This window comes from Pseudomonas sp. GW460-LB5 (assembly GCF_059423245.1).
Map to the genome: position 1 here is coordinate 1 of NZ_JBWKXT010000057.1, position 17,398 is coordinate 17,398.

The window sequence follows — 17,398 nt, forward strand, 5'->3', positions numbered from 1 at the left end:
GGTTTCAGGTATCAGTGACCGCAAGGTCGTGGAAGTTCGAGTCTTCTCCTGGGCACCATACAAAAACCCACTAGCTTGCTAGTGGGTTTTTTCTTGCCTGCGTTTTTTGCCCCACCCTCCCCGCGCACTCCCGGTCCTGCACCATGGTCTGCCCATGAATTTCTCGTCACCCGGCCACTTGAGAAACAATTTCGTTTACCATTGTTTCCAAATATGTAGCCGTAAGCGAGGAAGTACCCGCATGACGATCCGCCCGCAACTGCTGATGCGTACTCTGGCCGCCGCCGTGCTGAGCCTGGTCATCGGCGCTCCGGCCGCCATGGCAGACGCACCGGTCACCCTGACCATGTACAACGGTCAGCATAAGGAAATCGGCGAAGCCATCGCCAAGGCCTACGAGGCCAAGACCGGCATTCACATCAATATCCGCAAAGGCAGCAGCAACCAGCTGGCCAGCCAGATAATCGAGGAAGGCGACCGCTCGCCAGCCGACATCATCTATACCGAAGAGTCGCCGCCGCTGAACAACCTGGGCGAGCTGGGCTTGCTGGCGAAGATCGACGACGCCACCGCAAACATGGTGCCCAAGGAATACGTTGGCGCCAACGGTACGTGGATGGGCATCACGGCCCGTACGCGCATCGTGGTGTACAACCCGAAGAAGGTCGACGAAAAAGACCTGCCTACCACAGTGATGGACTTTGCCAACCCTGAGTGGGAAGGCCGCGTCGGCTATGTGCCTACCAGTGGTGCGTTCCAGGAGCAGGCTGTGGCCATCCTGAAAATGCACGGTCGTGAAGCTACCGAGGAATGGCTGACCGGCCTTAAAGCCTTCGGCAAGACCTACACCAACAACATGGTCGCCCTCAAAGCCGTGGAAAAAGGCGAAGTGGCTGCGGTACTGGTAAACAACTACTACTGGTACGCGCTTGAACGCGAACGCGGCAAACTGGACACCAAACTCTACTACCTGGCCGACGGTGACGCCGGCAACCTGGTCACCATCTCCGGCGCAGCCGTGGTGAAGGCCAGCAAGCACCCGAAAGAGACCCAGGCCCTGCTCAACTGGATGGCCAGCGAAGAAGGCCAGCGCGTCATCACCCAGACCACCGCCGAGTACCCGCTGCACAAGGGCATGGTTTCTGACCGCGGCCTGAAACCGTTCGACGAGCTGCGCCCGCCGAAGATCTCGCCGGCCGACCTGGGTAACGCCGAGGAAGCCATCGAGCTTGAGCGCGAGGTCGGCCTGCTCTGATGACTGCCGCCCTGTCTGCACCGGCGCCGGTGCGCTTTGTACCGCGCCGCAAGCGCCCCTCCATCTGGGTCGTGCTGCCTGTGCTGTTCCTGGTCGCGATGAGCCTGCTGCCCCTGGCTTATGTCGCCATCAAAGCCTGGGAAGCCGGCTGGCGCGAAGCCTTGCACCTGCTGTGGCGCCCCTTTGTCTGGGGGCTGATGCGCAACACCCTGTTGCTGATGGTCGGGGTGACACTGACCTGCATGGTGGTCGGCCTGGCGCTGGCCTGGCTGCTGGAGCGCAGCAACCTGGCAGGTCGTCGACTGTGGGGCGTGGTGTTGTGCCTGCCGTTCGCCGTGCCGTCGTTCGTCAGCAGCTTCACCTGGGTGTCGCTGAGTTCGGACTTCGAAGGCCTCGGCGGGGCGATCATGGTCATGGCCCTGTCCAAGTACCCGCTGGTGTTTCTGCCGGTGGCCGCAACCCTGCGTAACCTCGATACCTCGCTGGAAGAGTCGGCGCGCACCCTGGGTTGCAGCCGCTGGGGCGTGTTCAGCAAGGTCACCCTGCCACTGCTGTGGCCGTCGATGCTCGGTGGCGCGCTGCTGATTGCCCTGCACATGCTGGTGGAGTTCGGCGCGCTGTCGATCCTCGGCCTGCAGACGTTCACCACCGCCATCTACCAACAGTTCGAACTGGAGTTCAGCAATGCCAACGCGGCCATGCTGTCTGCCGTGCTGCTGGCGATGTGCCTGGTGATGCTGTGGCTGGAACTGCGCGTACGCGGCAAAGCCCGCCATGTACGCATCGGCCAGGGCGTAGCGCGGCGGGCGCAACCGGTGCGGCTGCGCGGCTGGGCGGTGCTGGCGCAGCTGTTCTGCGTGGGCCTGGCGGTGCTGGGCAGCGGTATTCCACTGGCCATGCTCGGCTACTGGCTCAGCGTGGGTTCGTCGGCAGCGTTCCCGGTGGCGGCTATCTCCAAGGCTCTGTTTACTTCGCTGTCGGTGTCGCTTGGCGGTGCTGGCTTCTGCGTGTTGTTGGCCCTGCCGATCAGCTTCCTGGTGGTGCGCTACAAGGGTCGCCTGGCGATCTGGGCCGAGCGCCTGCCTTACCTGCTGCACGCCCTGCCCGGCCTGGTGATTGCCCTGACCCTGGTGTTCTTCGCCCTGCACTACGTGCCGGCGCTGTACCAGACCACGGCACTGCTGCTGCTGGCCTATGCGCTGCTGTTTTTGCCACTGGCGCAGTCGCCAGTGCGCACCGCGCTGAACAAGGCTTCGCCAACGCTGGAGGAAGCTGCACGCACACTGGGCGCGAGCAGCTTTACTGCGTTCTGCCGGGTAACGCTGCCGATCATCTTCCCGGCCATGGCGGCGGCTTTCGCGTTGGTATTCCTGGATGCCATGAAGGAGCTGACGGCCACGCTGCTGCTCAGCCCCACGGGCATGACCACATTGGCCACCGAGGTGTGGGCGCATACGGCCAACGTCGAGTTCGCGGCAGCGGCGCCTTATGCGGCACTGCTGATCGTGGTTTCGGGGCTGCCGGTGTATTTGCTGACTACGCGGATGTACCTGAACAAGGCTTGAATGGTCCACCTCGATTGCTGTGCCGTTGCGTATATCGAGCGCCGCCCGCGCGGCGCTCGATCTCACAGGCGCCGAAAACCTCACGACCGCCTCCATCTCAAGCTCTGAACTGCCCCAGGCTTGCCCGTAGCTGCGCGGCGAGGTCATCCAGCACCTTGCTGCTGGCCGTGGTCTGCATCACCACTTCGGCCGAGCGCTCAGCCTGGGCATGGATAGTCTCCACCCGCCCCCGCACGGCCTGCGCCCCGCTCGCCTGCTGCTCAGCTGCGCGGGTGGCCAGGCCAATGGCCGCATGCACCTGCTCCACCGCCGCCTGCACCGACTGCTGCCGGCGCTCGTTATCACGCAGTACCAGCAGCCCTTCGCTGGCCTTGAGCCCGGCCTGGCTGATGGTCGCCACGGCTTCCTTGGCGCCCTTCTGCAGCGCCGCGATGTGCGACTGGATATCCCCTGTGGAGCTCTGCGTCTTGCTCGCCAGCGCCCGCACCTCATCGGCCACCACGGCAAACCCGCGCCCGGTCTCACCTGCCCGGGCGGCCTCGATGGCCGCGTTCAGCGCCAGCAGGTTGGTCTGCTCGGCAATGCCGTGGATCACCGTCAGCACCACTTCGATCTGCTCGCTTTGCTTGGCCAGGCGCTCGATCACCTGGGAGCCGGTCTCTACCTGGCCTGCCAGGTTCTCGATCAATCCCGCGAGCTGGGTCGAGGTGCGGCTGTTTTCGTCGGTGGCCTGGCGGATATCCACCACCTGTTTCAAGGCCGCCTGCATCGCATGGCTTTCGGCCTGGGCTTCATCGGCCATGCTCGAAAGGTCGCGCAGGCTGGCTGCCACTTCATCGCGTTGCAATGCGGCGGCAGCATCCGCGCCGGCGTTGCGCTGGGCCATCGCGCCAATCTCGACACCGGTACGCTGGGCCACCTCGCCCGCCTCACGCACGATCGGTTGCAACTTGTCGACAAAGCGGTTCACCGCCGAAGCCATGTCGCCAATTTCGTCGCGGCTGTCGAGCGGCACGCGCTTGGTCAGGTCGCCTTCGCCCGCCGCCAGGTCGTCCAGGGCAGCAATCAACAGGCGCAGCTTGCTCAGCACTCGGCGGCCAAGCACCACGGCCACCACCAGCAGCACGCCGAGACCAACGAGCACCAGACCCAGGCCAATGCGCCAGCGCAGCTCGGCGGCGGCATCACGCACGGTCTGCGCGGTATTGGCCTGCATTGCTGCAGCACTGCCTTGCGCCTTTTCCAGGCGCTCGCGCAGGGTCTTGCCGCTGTCGGCGGCAGCGCCCACCAGGCTGTCTGCAACCAGTTGCTCACCGCTGGCAATCAGCGCCGTGAAACGCTGATCCAGGGCCTTGAGCTCCTGGTCGATACCGGCCGTAGAAACACCCATCACCACCTTGCCGATTTCCGCCCCATTAGGGTTGATCGAGGCTTCGACAAAGTACACCGCCGGGTCGCGCCGGGCGGCATCGATCACCTTGTCCAGCGCACGCTCGCCCTGGCCCTTGTCCATCAACGCCTGGTTGATCGGGTTTTGCCGGTTCAGGTAGCGGGTCAGGTGCTGGCCTTGGGCATCGTCGTACACCACGAACAGCACGTTGGGGTTACGCTGGGCACGCCGGGCAAAGTCAGAGAGCACTGGCACGTCGTTGTCCCAGATCGCCCGCGGGGCCACCGAAGCCAGCAGCTCGGCCATGTCGTTGGCAGAGTCCTTCAGGTTCTTTTCCAGGGTGCTGCGCAGTTGCTGCTGTTCGCTTTGCAGGCGCTCCGACAACCCGGCGCTCAGGCGCTGGCGGGTGCTGCTGGACAGGCTGTCCAGGCCCGAGCGCACGTCTTGCCCGGCTTGCTCCAGGTCGTTGGCCAGCTGGCGGCTGTCGTTGCCCAGGCGTTCGCCAAGGTCGGCTTCCAGGGCGGTGACCGTGCTTCGGGTGAGCGCAACGGCAACCAGCACCTGCACCAAAAGAGCGATACCAAGGGCAACAAACACAGGCCGCAAAAGGCGGCTTCGTAACAGTGAGAGGATGGCAGACACGGTGTAACCCTCGTGTTTACTGGCGCCACTATTTTGATGGCATCTACAGAAACTTCTTACAGCAAGGGTTGTGCCGAAGGCAGCAGGGATAAACGCCAAGTTTCAGGAAGAGGGTTGCCTGTACCGGCCTATCCCGAGATCTGTGGAGATGCTGTGGGAGCTGGCTTGCCGGCGATAGGGCCAGTGCAGGCATACCCCACAAATGAAAACGCCGCGGCCCCTTTCAGGGCCACGGCGTCAGATCAGCCTGGAGGGCAGATCAGGCGAACGGGTGACGCAGCACGATGGTCTCGTTGCGGTCCGGGCCGGTCGAAATGATGTCGATCGGCGCGCCAACCAGCTCTTCGATGCGCTTGATGTAGTCACGCGCAGCTTGCGGCAGCTCTTCCAGGGTTTTTGCACCCAGGGTCGACTCGCTCCAGCCTGGCATCTCTTCGTACACCGGCTCCAGGCCGATGTAGCTGTCGGCATCGGAAGGCGCGTCGATGACAGCACCGTTCTCGTTCTTGTAGCCAACGCAGATGTTGATGGTTTCCAGGCCGTCCAGCACGTCCAGCTTGGTCAGGCAGATGCCCGAGATGCTGTTGACGTCGATGGCGCGACGCAGGATCACAGCGTCGAACCAACCGCAACGGCGAGCGCGGCCGGTGGTGGAACCGAACTCGTGGCCACGCTTGGCCAGGGTAGCGCCGGTCTCGTCGAACAGTTCGGTCGGGAACGGACCGGAGCCTACGCGAGTGGTGTACGCCTTGGTGATACCCAGGATGTAGTCCAGGTACATCGGGCCAACGCCGGAACCGGTGGAAATACCGCCAGCGGTGGTGTTGGAGCTGGTGACGTACGGGTAGGTACCGTGGTCGATGTCCAGCAGCGAGCCTTGGGCACCTTCGAACATGATGTCCTTGCCGGCGCGACGCAGGTTGTGCAGCTCGGCGGTGACGTCGAGCATCATCGGCTTGAGCTGTTCAGCGTAGGCCATGCACTCGTCCAGGGTTTGCTGGAAATCGATGGCCGGCTCTTTGTAGTAGTTCACCAGCTGGAAGTTGTGGTAGTCCAGCAACTCACCCAGCTTGGCAGCGAAACGCTCGCGGTGGAACAGGTCACCCACGCGCAGGCCGCGGCGCGCGACCTTGTCTTCGTAGGCTGGGCCGATACCACGGCCGGTGGTGCCGATCTTGGCTTCGCCACGGGCTTTTTCGCGGGCCTGGTCCAGGGCCACGTGGTACGACAGGATCAGCGGCGCAGCCGGGGAGATGCGCAGGCGCTCGCGCACCGGTACGCCTTTTTCTTCCAGCTTGGTGATTTCGCGCATCAGGGCGTCCGGGGCAACGACCACGCCGTTGCCGATCAGGCACTGTACGCCTTCACGCAGGATGCCGGACGGAATCAGGTGCAGAACGGTCTTTTCACCGTTGATCACCAAGGTGTGACCCGCGTTGTGGCCCCCCTGGTAGCGCACTACGGCGGCAGCATGTTCGGTCAGCAGATCGACGATCTTGCCTTTGCCCTCATCACCCCACTGGGTGCCCAGGACGACGACATTCTTACCCATTACATTGGTCCTCATTCACGCAAACTTGGTTGCCGGCCTGTTGCCGACGCAGAAACTCACTGGGCCAGCGGCAGAACCTGCCAGCGCCCGTCTTGCTGAATCAATTGCCGATCACAATCCGCCTCGAGAGCAGCACTCAACGGCTGGCCAGGCAGGGCCTGGACCACACGCTGGCCCTCGTTGCGCAACTGGCAGACTTGCTGCCAGAGGGCCGCGTCGCCACTGTCCGGCATCCAGATGCCGCCAGTTGGCAATACGACCTCCGCTCGCCCCAGTGTGACCAGGGTCTTCAAATCCGTGGAAAAACCGGTGGCCGGGCGGGCCCGGCCAAAGTCGGCGCCGATGTCGTCGTAGCGCCCGCCTTGGGCGATCGATTGACCCTCGCCCGGCACGAACACGGCAAACACCACGCCGGTGTGATAGTTGTAGCCGCGCAGCTCGCCGAGGTCGAAGTACAACGGCAGGTCCGGATAGCGCGACGTCAGGCGATCGGCGATCGCCAGCAGGTCGTCCAGCGCCGCCAGCACGCTGGCCGGGGCACGGCCCAGGCGCACGCGGGCTTCGGCCAGCACTTCACGGCCACCGCACAGCTCGACCAATGCACGCAGCATGTTGCCCAGGTCCTTCGGCAGGTCGGCGGTCAATGCCTGCACTTCATCGACGGCCTTGCGCTGCAGGGCGTCGAACAGCTGCTGCTCGACCGCACCGGACAAGCCGGCAGCACGGGCCAGGCCGCGGTAGATACCGACGTGGCCCAGGTCCATGTGTACGTCCGGCACATCGGCCAGTTGCAGCGTGGCCAGCATCAGGCTGATGACTTCCACGTCGCTGGTCGGGCTGGCATCGCCATACAGCTCGGCGCCTAGCTGGATCGGGCTGCGCGAGGTGGACAGTGCACGCGGCTGGGCGTGCAGCACGCTGCCGGCGTAGCACAGGCGGCTCGGGCCTTCACGGCGCAGGGTGTGCGCGTCGATGCGCGCCACCTGCGGGGTGAAGTCGGCGCGGAAGCCCATCAGGCGGCCGGACTGCGGGTCCACTACCTTGAAGGTGCGCTGATCCAGGTCCTGGCCGGCGCCGGTGAGCAGCGACTCCAGGTACTCGATATGCGGGGTGACGACCAGCTCGTAGCCCCAACTCTGGAACAGGTCCAACACCTGGCGGCGCGCGATCTCGATGCGCGCGGCTTCAGGTGGCAGTACTTCCTCGATGCCATCTGGCAGCAGCCAGCGGTCTACCGTTGCCATTACGCCTTTTCCCCTCTGGTCCGGGCGGCTTGCCAGCTGGCGAGCCGTCAGTAAAGCCGGTATCGCGCACAGCAGCGGGCAGCACTGATCCCAGCGCAGCCACCGTACCCGATACCCTCGAATTGCCTTGCGAGCTGACCAAACCGTCAACTGGCGCTGTGCCAATCAACCTTTCAGACGCAAAAAAGCCGGGAAATTTCCCGGCTGCCTCATCATACACCCCTTTTCATTCAGGATGCACCCCGCCTGGTGTTTTAGCTGCCAGGCGGGGCGCCGCTGCATGAAAATCAGGGCCTGAGCATCACGGCTTGCTCTTGTCCAGGTAACGGAAGAACTCGTTCTTCGGGTCCAGGACCAGCACGTCGCTCTTGCTCGAGAAGCTCTCGCGGTATGCCTGCAGGCTACGGTGGAACGCATAGAAATCAGCGTCCTGGCTGTAGGCCTTGGCATAGATGGCAGCCGCTTGGGCGTCGCCGTCACCACGGGTTTCTTCTGCTTCGCGGTAGGCCTCGGCCAGCAGCACACGGCGCTGGCGGTCGGCATCGGCACGAATACCTTCAGCCAGCTCGTTACCCTTGGCACGGTGCTCGCGAGCTTCACGCTCACGCTCGGTGCTCATGCGGTCGAACACGCTGCGGTTGACTTCCTTCGGCAGGTCGATGGCCTTGACGCGCACGTCGACCACCTCGATGCCCAGCTCTTTGTTGGCCATGCGGTTCAGCGATGCAGTGATGTCGGCCATCAGTGCGTCACGCTCACCGGAAACCACCTCGTGCAGGGTACGTTTACCGAACTGGTCGCGCAGGCCGCTTTCCAGACGACGCGACAGACGCTCGTCGGCGATCTGCTTCATGCCGGACGTGGCGGTGTAGAAGCGCTCGGCATCCTTGACGCGCCACTTGGCGTAGGCGTCGACCATCACCGCTTTTTTCTCCAGGGTCAGGAACCGCTGGGTCGGGGCGTCGAGGGTCATGAGGCGGGCGTCGAACTTGCGCACCTGGTTCACGTACGGAATCTTCACGTGCAGGCCGGGCTGAACATCTGCCTGGACCACCTTACCGAAGCGCAGCAGTACCGCACGTTCTGTCTGGGACACGATGTAGAAGCTGTTCCAGGCCACAATGGCCAGAACGACGGCGGCGATCAGGGCGATCAGCGATCTATTGCTCATCAGCGGCTCTCCCTAGTACGCAGCGGCTGCTGTTGCTGTTGCAGGTCCTGCGCCGCACGGGCGGCCGCATCGTTGGCCGATGGCGACACGCTGGTGGTTGGCGTGGACGGGTTGCGGCTGCCTTCGACCATCTTGTCCAGTGGCAGGTAAAGCAGGTTGTTCTGCCCGTCCTTGGTCGCCACCATGACCTTGCTCGAATTGCTGTAGACCTCTTGCATGGTCTCCAGGTACAGACGCTGACGGGTCACGTCAGGTGCCTTGTGGTACTCGGTAACCAGCTTGGTGAAGCGGTCGGCCTCACCCTTGGCCCGGGCGATGACTTCGTCGCGGTAACCGTTGGCGTCCTCGATGATGCGCTGGGCCTGACCACGGGCTTCCGGCACCACGCCATTGGCGTAGGACTCGGCCTGGTTGCGGGCACGCTGCTCATCTTCGCGGGCACGGATCACGTCGTCGAAGGCTTCCTGCACTTCACGCGGGGCTGCCGCGCTCTGTACGTTGACCTGGGTAACGGTGATACCGGTACGGTAGTTGTCGAGGAAGCGCTGCAGACGTTCGCGGATATCCACGGCCATCTGTTCACGGCCTTCGGTGAGCACCTGGTCCATCGAGGTGGAACCCACCACGTGGCGCAGGGCACTGTCGGTCGCGTGCTGCAGGCTCACCTCAGGCTGGTCGACGTTAAGCACGAAGTCCTGCAGGTTGCTGATCTTGTACTGGACGGTCAGCGGTACCTCGACGATGTTCTCGTCTTCGGTCAGCATCTGGCCCTGCTTGGTATAGGCACGCTCACGCGTGACGTTTTCCATGTACTTGCGATCAATCGGCGGGAAGTAGATGTTCAGGCCGGGACCGACCGTCTCGTGGTACTTGCCGAAGCGCAGCACCACGGCCTGCTCCTGCTCGTCGACCACGTACACGGCACTGTACAGCCAGATGGCAGCCAGCACCGCCAGGCCTATGCCCAGCAGGCCAAGGCCACCGCCCTTGCCGACATTGCGGTCACCGCCGCCACGTTTCTTGTTACCGCCGAACATGCCATTCAGGCTGTCCTGCAGTTTGCGGAAGGCCTCGTCCAGATCCGGCGGACCTTTCTTGTCACCACCACCGCCACCGCCACCACGGCGGCCGCCCCAGGGATCCTGATTGTTCGAGTTGCCACCCGGCTCGTTCCAAGCCATAGCGCTCTCCATCTGATAAAGCAAAGACGCGCCCACGGCGCGCCGTCCAATGCTACAGAATGCCTGTCACTGCTGCCCGGCGACCTCGACGAGCATTTATTGCAAAGTGTGTTGCTCGACAAACACTTGCGGCTCCATGCCTTCGCGGCTGACCAGGCGATTCAATTCGACCCTGGGCAGTCGCACGCTCAGCAGGCTGCGCCCTTCTTCATCATGCTCTTCACTCTGCACGGCACCCAGAGCAAAGAATTGCGCGCGCAAGCGGGCAAAACGCTGCTCCAGGCACAGGGTACCGACAAACAGATCATCCCCCAGCAACTCGGCAATCGCCTGGCCAACCAGCTCCAGACCACGCCCATCACGTGCCGATACCCAGACCCGTTCCGGCTTGCCGTCGGCATTGCGCTGGATCTGTGGCTCGACATCTTCGAGCAGGTCGAGTTTGTTATACACCTCAAGGATCGGCAAGCCTTCAGCGCCAATCTCACCCAACACGGCCAGCACCTGCTCGATCTGCTCCATGCGCTCTGGCTCATGGGCGTCGATCACGTGCAGCAGCAGGTCGGAGTTGCTCGACTCTTCGAGCGTAGCCCGAAATGCCTCGACCAGCTTGTGCGGCAGGTGGCGAATGAAGCCCACGGTGTCGGCAAGCACGATCGGCCCCAGGTCGTCGAGCTCGAGCCGGCGCAGGGTCGGGTCGAGGGTGGCGAACAGCTGGTCCGCGGCGTACACCTCGGATTCGGTCAGGGCGTTGAACAGCGTGGACTTGCCGGCGTTGGTGTAACCCACCAGCGATACTGAAGGGATATCCGCGCGCTTGCGCCCGCGACGCGCCTGCTCACGCTGGCTGCGTACCTTCTCCAGGCGTGACTTGATCTGGCGAATGCGCACCCGCAACAGGCGGCGGTCGGTTTCCAGCTGGGTTTCACCCGGGCCACGCAGGCCGATACCACCTTTTTGTCGCTCAAGGTGGGTCCAGCCACGCACCAGCCGCGTGCTCATGTGATCAAGCTGGGCCAGTTCGACCTGCAGCTTGCCTTCATGGGTACGCGCCCGTTGGGCGAAAATATCGAGGATCAGCCCGGTACGATCGAGCACACGGCACTCGAACACACGTTCAAGGTTGCGCTCCTGACTGGGCGTAAGGGTGTGATTGAAAATCACCAGGTCTACCTGTTCGGCATGGACCAGGTCGTGCAATTCCTCGACCTTGCCGCTGCCAATCAGGTATTTGGCCGTGGGCTGATGCCTTGTCACTGTCACCAGCGAGACGATGTCCGCCCCGGCCGACAATGCCAGCTCCCGAAACTCCTGCGGATCTTCGCGCGCCTCAGGGTTCTGACCTTCCAAGTGAACGAGCAACGCCCGCTCACCACCACCGTGGCGCTCAAAGAACAATGCAGACTCCTATCAGGCGTTGCCTGGCTCGCTGTCGCCGAGGTCGGAATCGGACGGGCTTGGCAGGCGAACCGGACGGGCAGGCACTACAGTCGAAATGGCGTGTTTGTAGACCATTTGGCTGACGGTGTTCTTCAGCAGTACCACGAACTGGTCGAACGATTCGATCGAGCCCTGCAATTTGATACCGTTGACCAGGTAGATGGATACCGGAACCTTTTCTTTTCTCAAGGTGTTCAAGTAAGGGTCTTGTAGCGAATGCCCTTTTGACATATGCCGCACTCCTGTAAGGATAAATAATAGAAAATCAAGAAAATCGATAAATTAGGCCGCCCCTTCGCAAGAATAGACGGCAATCAGCAGGGACTCAGCTCAATATGGAGATGGCCCCAAGGTATTTCAAGGTGCGGGACAGATTGTCGCAGGCCATGCTGTCAAGCCAGTGCACATCAGGCCAGCCACGCAACCAGGTGAACTGCCGCTTGGCCAGCTGCCGGGTAGCAATGATACCGCGTTCTCGCATCTCATTCTCAGTCAGCGTGCCGTCCAGGTAATCCCAGACCTGCCGATACCCCACAGCCCGTATAGACGGCAGCCCGGCGTGCAAGTCACTTCTGGCTCGCAGCGATCGGACCTCGTCAACGAAGCCCTGTTCCAACATCTGCGAAAATCGTAACGCAATTCGCTGATGCAAAATGTGACGATCTGTAGGAGCAATCGCCAAACTCGCGACAGTATAGGGCAAATGTCCGCCAGCGCCTGCGTCTGCGGCGCGACTTTCCGCGAATTGACGCTGGCGATGGGCTGTCATGCTCTCACCGCTCACCCGATACACTTCCAGCGCGCGGATTAGCCGCTGCGGGTCGTTGGGGTGGATGCGCGCCGCCGATTCCGGGTCGACCTCGGCCAATTGGCGGTGCAGTTCGGCCCGCCCCAGCGCCTCGGCTTGGGCTTCCAGGTCGGCCCGCACCGCAGCGTCAGCTGCCGGCATGTCGGCCAGGCCGTCGATCAACGCCTTGTAATAGAGCATGGTGCCGCCTACCAGCAGCGGGATCTTGCCACGCGCGGTGATGTCGGCCATGGCCTCCAGGGCATCGGCGCGAAATTGCGCGGCCGAATAGCTCTCGGCCGGGTCGCGGATGTCGATCAGCCGGTGCGGGTGGGCAGCCAGGATTTCTTTGGACGGCTTGGCCGAACCGATGTCCATGCCGCGATAGACCAGCGCCGAGTCGACGCTGATCAGCTCGCACGGCAGCACTTTGGTCAGTTCGATAGCCAGGTCGGTCTTGCCGGCCGCCGTCGGGCCCATCAGGAATATTGCAGGGGGCTTGCCGCTCATTTCATCGACCGCGCAGGAAGAGTTTGTCCAGATCGTCCAGGCCCATCTGGGTCCAGGTGGGACGGCCATGATTGCACTGGCCACTGCGCTCGGTATTTTCCATGTCGCGCAGCAGGGCATTCATTTCAGGAATGGCCAGGCGCCGATTGGCGCGCACGGCGCCGTGGCAGGCCATGGTGCCAAGCAATTCATTGAGGTGCGCCTGAATACGGTCGCTGGTGCCGTACTCCATCAGGTCGGCGAGCACATCCTGAACCAGGCGGTTGGCCTCGGCCTGCTTGAGCAAGGCCGGAATCTGGCGTATCGCCAACGTCTCGGGGCCCAGGCGCTGCAGTTCGAAGCCCAGGCGCTGGAACCACTGCGCATGCTCTTCGGCGCAATCAGCTTCACGCTGGCTCAGGGCCAGGGTCTCGGGCACCAGCAGCGGCTGGCCGCTAAGGCCTTCGCTGGCCATGGCCACCTTGAGGCGCTCGTACATGATGCGCTCGTGAGCAGCGTGCATGTCCACCAGCACCAGGCCAACCGCGTTCTCGGCCAGGATATAGATGCCCTTGAGCTGCGCCAGTGCGTAGCCCAGCGGGGGAATATCACCCTGGCTTTCGGGCAACGTCGTGACCGGTGCCGCACCGCCTTCCAGCGGTTTGTAGAACTCGCGATACACCGCCTGTGCCTCGGCGGCCGGCAGCGGCTGCGAAGGGCGTGGGGTGTATTGATACTGGTAACCGGCGCCACTGCCGCCGTTGGAGATCGCATGCTGCGGCGCCTGAGGCCGTTCAAGCACTGGCGAAGCCAGGCGCATTTCGCCCTGTGGGCCGAACTCACCGGCCTGCTGACCGGTGGGGCGGATCAGCTCAGGTACGGCGGCAGGCGCGGCCAACTGGTCTTCCGGACGCACATCGGCCAATGCGCGGTGCAGGGTGCCATACAGGAAGTCGTGCACCGAGCGCCCCTCGCGGAAGCGCACTTCGTGCTTGGTCGGGTGCACATTGACGTCGACGCCGTTGGGTTCCAGCTCCAGGAACAGCACGAATGTGGGGTGCCGACCATTGAACAGCACGTCACGGTAGGCCTGGCGCACAGCGTGGGCAACCAGCTTGTCGCGCACCGCACGGCCATTGACGAAGAAGTACTGCAGGTCTGCCTGGCTGCGCGAGAAGGTCGGCAGGCCAACCCAGCCCCACAGGCGCAGGCCGTTACGCTCGACGTCGATCGGCAGCGCCTGCTCCATGAAACCGGGGCCGCAAATGGCGCCTACCCGCCGCGCCCGGGCCGTTTCGTCATGGGCCTCGTGCAGGCTGAGGATGCTCTTGCCGTTGTGGCGCAGATGAAAGCCGACGTCGAAACGCGCCAGCGCCAGCCGGCGGATCACTTCCTGCAGGTGATCGAACTCGGTTTTTTCAGCCTTGAGGAATTTGCGCCGCGCCGGGGTATTGAAGAACAGATCGCGAACTTCTACCGAGGTACCCACCGGGTGCGCCGCCGGCTGCACGCGCGGGGTCATGTCACGGCCTTCGGTTTCGACCTGCCAGGCCTCGCTGGCATTGGCGGTACGCGAAGTCAGGGTCAGGCGCGCCACCGAACTGATCGACGCCAGGGCCTCGCCACGGAAACCCAGGCTCAATACCCCTTCAAGGTCTTCCAGCTCGCGAATCTTGCTGGTGGCGTGACGGGCCAGGGCCAGCGGCAGGTCGTCAGCAGAAATACCACTGCCATCGTCCCGCACCTTGAGCAACTTGACGCCGCCCTGCTCCACGTCCACGTCGATACGTCGGGCACCGGAGTCCAGGCTGTTTTCCAACAGCTCCTTGGCAACCGAGGCCGGCCGCTCGACTACCTCGCCGGCGGCGATCTGGTTGGCCAGCCGCGGGCTGAGCAGCTGGATGCGCGAACCGCCACTCATTGCGCGGCCAATGTGGTAGCAGGGATGTCGAGGCGCTGGCCGACCTTCAGCTCATCCGTCTTGAGGCTGTTGGTGTTGCGCAGGCTGGCCACGCTGACCTGGTAACGCACGGCGAGCATCGCCAGGGTCTCGCCAGGGCGCACTGTGTGCTCACGTGGGCCGGCGGCAAGCTTGCCGGTATCACGCAGCCAGGCAATATAGGTACCCGGCGGCGGGTTCTGCTGGAAGTACTGGCGCACACCGGTATGGATCGAACGGGCCAAGGCCTGCTGATGGCTGGCGGTGGCCAGCTTGGCGGCTTCGTTGTTGTTCGAGATGAACCCGGTTTCAACGAGGATCGACGGAATATCTGGCGACTTCAGCACCATGAAGCCGGCCTGTTCCACACGCTGCTTGTGCAGCGAGGTGACACGGCCCATGTTGCCCAGCACCTTCTGCCCCACATTGAGGCTGGAGCTGAGCGTGGCAGTCATCGACAGGTCCAGCAGCACGCCGGCCAGCATCCGGTCCTTGTCATCGAGGCTGACGTTGCCAGCACCGCCGATCAGGTCAGAACGGTTTTCCGTGTCGGCCAGCCAGCGCGCGGTCTCGGAGGTGGCGCCGCGGTCAGACAGGGCGAACACCGAGGCACCAAATGCAGCACGCGACGGCGCGGCGTCGGCGTGAATCGAGATGAACAGGTCGGCCCCCTTCTTGCGGGCGATTTCCGTGCGCTTGCGCAGCGGAATGAAGTAATCGCCCGTACGGGTCAGCTCGGCACGAAAGCCTCTTTCGCTGTTGATCTGGCGCTGGAGCTCTTTGGCAATCTGCAGCACGATGTCTTTTTCATGCTGGCCACGCGAACCGGACGCACCCGGGTCTTCGCCACCGTGGCCGGCGTCGATGGCAACCACGATTTCACGCTTGCCGCTAGGCACCGGCGGCAACTTGATGGCGGGCTGGGCCGGGGATACCGGCACCGCTGGCGTGGTCGCCGGCGTCTGCACCGGCACGGGCGCCGGAGGTGGCGCGCTGGCCGCAATGGCGTCGGCTTCCTGATCGTACAGGTCGACCACCAGGCGATTGCCGTATTGGGCATTCGGCGCCAGCGTAAAGCTTTTCGGGGTGACCGACTTTTTCAGGTCTACCACCACCCGTAGATCGGTGGGGGTGCGCTGGGCTGAACGCACGCTACTGATCGGCGTGTTGGAGGTGGCCACGTTCAATGGCGCGGCCAGCGTGGCGCCATTGATGTCGATAACCAGACGATCAGGCGCGCTCAAGGTGAAGACGCTGTGCTGCACGGGGCCAGACAGGTCGAAGACCAGCCGCGTGTTGTCTGGCGCGCGCCACAGGCGCACGCTCTTGACTTGAGTGACGGCCAGAGCGTCAACGGTCACCGTTGTCAGCAGCAGCCCAACGATGGCAACCAGTGCGCGTATGCGCATACCTACCCCACTTACTGTTTATAGTGTTTGGCCAGTGCCACGCACCAGGCCTCGCCGCGAGCCCCCTGCGGCGAAAGGATCAGCGAGCGTCCGCCCGCTTGGGGGGCCATGGTAATGGTCAGGTCAGGCTTTGGCAAAACGCCCGCACCCTTTTGTGGCCACTCGAACAGGCACAGCGGGTCGCCTTCGAAATAGTCACGGATTCCCATGAACTCCAGTTCCTCCGGATCGACCAGGCGATACAGGTCGAAGTGGAAGGCCCGCACCTCACCGATTTCGTAGGGTTCGACCACGGTGAAGGTCGGGCTTTTCACTGCACCCGTATGGCCCAGGCCACGGATCAGCCCTCGGGAAAGCGTAGTCTTGCCCGCACCCAGGTCGCCTTCAAGAAAGATCACGCCGCGACCGCCGGTCACCTCAGCCAGGGCTGCGCCAAACTTGACCGTGGCATCTTCATCGGCCAGAAACAGGGTTATGCCAGACACGCAGAATGCTCCTCCAGAAACTCACGAATGACCGGCGCCAGATCACTGGCCGCCAGGCCTCTACCTTGTACACCCAACCGCTCCCCCGCACAGGCATGCAACCACACACCCAGCCCAGCGGCCTGCCAGGCGTCCAGCCCTTGGGCCAGCAAGGCCGCCAGCACACCGGTCAGCACATCGCCAAAGCCGGCCCCGGCCATCGCCGGGTGGCCTCGCTCGCACAGCATCAGTTGCCCGGCGGGGTCGGCGACCAGGGTACCGGCCCCCTTGAGCACGCAGACGCTGTTGTAACGGCGCGCCAGCTTGCGCGCAGCGCCCTGGCGGTCGGCCTGCACCGCCTCGGTGGAAATGCCCAGCAGCCGCGCCGCCTCCCCCGGGTGCGGGGTGAGGATACTGCCACTGGGCAGGGCCAGGGGGGTACGCGCCAGCAAATTCAGGGCATCGGCGTCCCATACCTGCGGCTGCTCGGCGTTGGCCACTGCCGACAGCAGGCTACGCCCCCACGCCGCTTGCCCCAGCCCCGGGCCAACCACCAGTACCGAGGCGCGCTCCAGCACGCCCATCAGCTGGTTGGCCGAGCTGACACCCAGGCACATGGTTTCGGGCAGACGGGCCAGGCTCGCGCCGACATGCTCTGGGCGCGTCGCCACGCTGACCAGCCCGGCGCCACAGCGCAGGGCGGCTTCAGCGCTTAACAGCACAGCGCCGCCTGTGCCAAGGTCGCCACCGACCACCAGTACATGACCGAAGTCGCCTTTATGGGCATGCGCATGCCGTGTCGGCAGGTGCGCGACGGTCACGCTGCTGAGCAGTTGCGGGGCATGGCTGGGGTGTTTGGTCTGCGGCATG

Annotated in this window: 13 protein-coding genes and 2 pseudogenes; 2 read left to right on the top strand and 13 right to left on the bottom strand. The window is 63.7% G+C overall.

Annotated features, from left to right (window positions below; genetic code table 11):
* The first annotated feature begins 241 nt into the window (after positions 1 to 241).
* Entirely contained in the window at positions 242 to 1,255 is a 1,014-nt protein-coding gene (locus AC07XM_RS25350) for an extracellular solute-binding protein (protein WP_016489438.1), read from the top strand.
* Positions 1,255 to 2,820, top strand: a complete 1,566-nt coding sequence (locus tag AC07XM_RS25355; protein ID WP_016489439.1) for an ABC transporter permease — start codon at positions 1,255 to 1,257, stop codon at positions 2,818 to 2,820. The genes AC07XM_RS25350 and AC07XM_RS25355 overlap by 1 nt, the downstream gene beginning before the upstream one ends.
* 97 nt (positions 2,821 to 2,917) lie before the next feature.
* On the opposite strand, the pseudogene AC07XM_RS25360 reads toward AC07XM_RS25355, so the two are convergent.
* From AC07XM_RS25360 to AC07XM_RS25420, 13 genes and pseudogenes are all read right to left on the bottom strand, one after another.
* A pseudogene (locus AC07XM_RS25360) lies at positions 2,918 to 3,433 on the bottom strand (methyl-accepting chemotaxis protein); the annotation flags it as partial.
* Positions 3,434 to 3,775: 342 nt separating this feature from the next.
* Positions 3,776 to 4,516: pseudogene (locus AC07XM_RS25365) on the bottom strand (HAMP domain-containing protein); the annotation flags it as partial.
* A 595-nt stretch (positions 4,517 to 5,111) separates the two neighbouring features.
* A complete protein-coding gene (locus AC07XM_RS25370) occupies positions 5,112 to 6,404 on the bottom strand; it encodes an adenylosuccinate synthase (protein ID WP_016489441.1) in 1,293 nt (430 codons plus the stop codon).
* 56 nt (positions 6,405 to 6,460) lie between these two features.
* On the bottom strand, positions 6,461 to 7,648 hold the full coding sequence (locus AC07XM_RS25375; RefSeq protein ID WP_016489442.1) for an ATP phosphoribosyltransferase regulatory subunit: 1,188 nt from the start codon (positions 7,646 to 7,648) through the stop codon (positions 6,461 to 6,463).
* Positions 7,649 to 7,949: 301 nt separating this feature from the next.
* Entirely contained in the window at positions 7,950 to 8,819 is an 870-nt protein-coding gene (gene hflC / locus AC07XM_RS25380) for a protease modulator HflC (protein WP_012274454.1), read from the bottom strand.
* On the bottom strand, positions 8,819 to 10,000 hold the full coding sequence (gene hflK, locus AC07XM_RS25385; protein WP_016489443.1) for an FtsH protease activity modulator HflK: 1,182 nt from the start codon (positions 9,998 to 10,000) through the stop codon (positions 8,819 to 8,821). The genes hflC and hflK overlap by 1 nt, the downstream gene beginning before the upstream one ends.
* Before the next feature lie 96 nt (positions 10,001 to 10,096).
* Positions 10,097 to 11,398: a ribosome rescue GTPase HflX gene (hflX, locus tag AC07XM_RS25390; protein ID WP_016489444.1), complete on the bottom strand. Its 1,302-nt coding sequence runs from the start codon at positions 11,396 to 11,398 to the stop codon at positions 10,097 to 10,099.
* Between the two features lie 12 nt (positions 11,399 to 11,410).
* Positions 11,411 to 11,671 (bottom strand): RNA chaperone Hfq, encoded by a 261-nt coding sequence (gene hfq / locus AC07XM_RS25395; protein ID WP_016489445.1) that lies wholly within the window; start codon positions 11,669 to 11,671, stop codon positions 11,411 to 11,413.
* Positions 11,672 to 11,765: 94 nt separating this feature from the next.
* On the bottom strand, positions 11,766 to 12,737 hold the full coding sequence (gene miaA / locus AC07XM_RS25400) for a tRNA (adenosine(37)-N6)-dimethylallyltransferase MiaA (RefSeq protein ID WP_102689372.1): 972 nt from the start codon (positions 12,735 to 12,737) through the stop codon (positions 11,766 to 11,768).
* Position 12,738: 1 nt separating this feature from the next.
* Entirely contained in the window at positions 12,739 to 14,637 is a 1,899-nt protein-coding gene (gene mutL, locus AC07XM_RS25405) for a DNA mismatch repair endonuclease MutL (RefSeq protein ID WP_060516842.1), read from the bottom strand.
* Positions 14,634 to 16,064 carry an N-acetylmuramoyl-L-alanine amidase gene (locus tag AC07XM_RS25410; RefSeq protein ID WP_016489448.1) on the bottom strand — a complete coding sequence of 477 codons (1,431 nt, stop codon included), beginning with the start codon at positions 16,062 to 16,064 and terminating at the stop codon, positions 14,634 to 14,636. The genes mutL and AC07XM_RS25410 overlap by 4 nt, the downstream gene beginning before the upstream one ends.
* An 11-nt stretch (positions 16,065 to 16,075) precedes the next feature.
* Positions 16,076 to 16,549, bottom strand: a complete 474-nt coding sequence (gene tsaE, locus AC07XM_RS25415; RefSeq protein WP_102689373.1) for a tRNA (adenosine(37)-N6)-threonylcarbamoyltransferase complex ATPase subunit type 1 TsaE — start codon at positions 16,547 to 16,549, stop codon at positions 16,076 to 16,078.
* Positions 16,537 to 17,397, bottom strand: a complete 861-nt coding sequence (locus tag AC07XM_RS25420) for an NAD(P)H-hydrate dehydratase (RefSeq protein ID WP_024717362.1) — start codon at positions 17,395 to 17,397, stop codon at positions 16,537 to 16,539. The genes tsaE and AC07XM_RS25420 overlap by 13 nt, the downstream gene beginning before the upstream one ends.
* Position 17,398: the final 1 nt, after the last annotated feature.

What these genes read in the sequence shown, in the direction of transcription:
- AC07XM_RS25350 (WP_016489438.1), top strand. Translation starts at nt 242, where the DNA reads ATGACGATCCGCCCGCAACTGCTGATGCGTACTCTGGCCGCCGCCGTG.
- AC07XM_RS25355 (WP_016489439.1), top strand. Translation starts at nt 1,255, where the DNA reads ATGACTGCCGCCCTGTCTGCACCGGCGCCGGTGCGCTTTGTACCGCGC.
- AC07XM_RS25370 (WP_016489441.1), bottom strand. Translation starts at nt 6,404, where the DNA reads ATGGGTAAGAATGTCGTCGTCCTGGGCACCCAGTGGGGTGATGAGGGC.
- AC07XM_RS25375 (WP_016489442.1), bottom strand. Translation starts at nt 7,648, where the DNA reads ATGGCAACGGTAGACCGCTGGCTGCTGCCAGATGGCATCGAGGAAGTA.
- hflC (WP_012274454.1), bottom strand. Translation starts at nt 8,819, where the DNA reads ATGAGCAATAGATCGCTGATCGCCCTGATCGCCGCCGTCGTTCTGGCC.
- hflK (WP_016489443.1), bottom strand. Translation starts at nt 10,000, where the DNA reads ATGGCTTGGAACGAGCCGGGTGGCAACTCGAACAATCAGGATCCCTGG.
- hfq (WP_016489445.1), bottom strand. Translation starts at nt 11,671, where the DNA reads ATGTCAAAAGGGCATTCGCTACAAGACCCTTACTTGAACACCTTGAGA.
- miaA (WP_102689372.1), bottom strand. Translation starts at nt 12,737, where the DNA reads ATGAGCGGCAAGCCCCCTGCAATATTCCTGATGGGCCCGACGGCGGCC.
- mutL (WP_060516842.1), bottom strand. Translation starts at nt 14,637, where the DNA reads ATGAGTGGCGGTTCGCGCATCCAGCTGCTCAGCCCGCGGCTGGCCAAC.
- AC07XM_RS25410 (WP_016489448.1), bottom strand. Translation starts at nt 16,064, where the DNA reads ATGCGCATACGCGCACTGGTTGCCATCGTTGGGCTGCTGCTGACAACG.
- AC07XM_RS25420 (WP_024717362.1), bottom strand. Translation starts at nt 17,397, where the DNA reads ATGCCGCAGACCAAACACCCCAGCCATGCCCCGCAACTGCTCAGCAGC.